The sequence below is a fragment of the Lysobacter sp. Root690 genome (assembly GCF_001427785.1).
Taxonomy (GTDB): Bacteria; Pseudomonadota; Gammaproteobacteria; order Xanthomonadales; family Xanthomonadaceae; genus Lysobacter.
In genome coordinates, this window is the sequence record NZ_LMHM01000005.1 from 1 (window position 1) to 1,638 (window position 1,638).

The following is a 1,638-nucleotide window of genomic DNA, read 5'->3' on the forward strand; positions in this document are numbered from 1 at the left end:
CTGTACTGCGTTGCCATCGGATTGGACTCAAGGCGGGTGATGCACTTGAGGGTAGTCAGTGCAGTTACCTTTCTTTTGTTGCTTTAGACAAAAGAAAGTAACCCGCCGCTTCAGCGGCGGAAGCCTTTGATCCTGCTTGAAGTTTTAAAGCTCCAGCGCGAGTAGCGATATTAGGCATCGCGTCTTAGGTAGGCCCACATTCCTGCCGCTGCACATCCGGCACAGCCCCCTGAAACGAAAACACCGGCGAAGGCGCCCCACCAACGCCAACCGACGCACCGCCCGCAGCCGGCGCAGTCCAACTCTGAGCGCGTTCCGCCGCGCGCTCGCGCGCCTGACTGGCCTGCTCCGGCGACAAATCGCGACTGAGCGCATTGATCTGCGCATCAATCGCCTCGCGCGGCGGCAGCCCGCCGCCCGGACCGAACCCACGCCGCCCGCCACCGCCACGCCAGCCGCCGCCGGGCGAGGCCGTTTCGGGCGTCGCGCCGGGTTGCGGCGCCGGCAGGGAATCGCGCAATTGCAGGAACAAGCTCAGCGATTCGACCGGGTCAGGCTGCACCGCCTGGCTCAGGAAACTGCGCCGGCCGCCATCGCGCCCCGGCGAATAGGCATACGCCAGCGACGCGATCATGCGCGAATCGCCGCGCTGCGCGGCGGTGCGCGCGACCGATTCGGCCTCGTTGCGATACACCCCGAGCGCCGGCAGATTGTCGAGCAACTGCGCGAATCGGAACGCGTTGCCGCTGGCGTAGTGGCGCATCGCCGCCGGATGGCCGGCGAGTGCGGCGCGGCGCCAGTAAGCGGTACGTTGTTCGGGCGAGATCGGAGGCACCTGCGCGCAATGCTCGGATTGGTTCAACAGTTTCTCGGTCATCGACTGATAACCGTCGGCCATGCGCTGGCGCTGCTCGCGCTGCTGCGCGGTGTCGTTGGGCATGCGCTCGAGCTGGCGTTCGAGATTGTCGAGATTGTTTTCGGCGCCGGACAGGCGCTGGCGCAGGCCGTCGCAATACTCCATTTCCGCGGCGAGACGGCAGGCCGCGGCCGGTTCGTCGGCGGCGCGGCGTTGCAGTTCCGGCAGCACCAGTCGCAGCGGCGTATCCAGGGACGGCAATGGACGCGCGGCGGTGCCGGTGTAGCGGGGGATCGTCGCCGGCGCCGATCCGGCGGCGCTCGCAGGCACGGCGCGGCTGCCGCCCTCGGTGGCGGCTGCGGCGACCGGCGCACGGGCACCTAGTTGTTCTTCGCCGCTGCGGCGTCCCCAGTAGTACATGCCGGCCGCGGTCGCGGCCAGGGCGAGCAGCCAGATCACAACGCGTCCGTGTCGGGTGGTGTCGCTCATGGTCGATATCGTTCCGTCGAGGTGATCGGCGGATCATAGAAGCGATTGGGCGTGAGTGCGTGTGCCGTCCGATTGCCGGTCGCAGTGGGTTGAGGGTGGCCATGTCGCGGCTCGGGATGCGTTGTGGTGCCGATAATCGGTTACATGGCTGCAAGCACCGCCCCGGCTCTGGCTCTGGCTCTGGCTTGACTTCGAAGCCGAGCCTGCCTTCCAGCGCTGCGAGGCTTGTAACTCGCGAGAACAAAAGCACACCCGAAGGGCGGCGCACATGGATGTGCGCCGTGCGCCACCGA

1 protein-coding gene is annotated in these 1,638 nt (G+C 67.1%); it reads right to left on the minus strand.

What is annotated here, in order from left to right; genetic code table 11:
• Window positions 1–184: 184 nt before the first annotated feature.
• Window positions 185–1,345, minus strand: coding sequence for a hypothetical protein (locus ASD86_RS04895; RefSeq protein ID WP_056107668.1), 1,161 nt, complete (start codon window positions 1,343–1,345; stop codon window positions 185–187).
• Between the last annotated feature and the right edge of the window lie 293 nt (window positions 1,346–1,638).

Bases quoted from the DNA above. Each gene is read 5' to 3' on its own strand.
- ASD86_RS04895 (WP_056107668.1), bottom strand. From the start codon at position 1,345: ATGAGCGACACCACCCGACACGGACGCGTTGTGATCTGGCTGCTCGCC.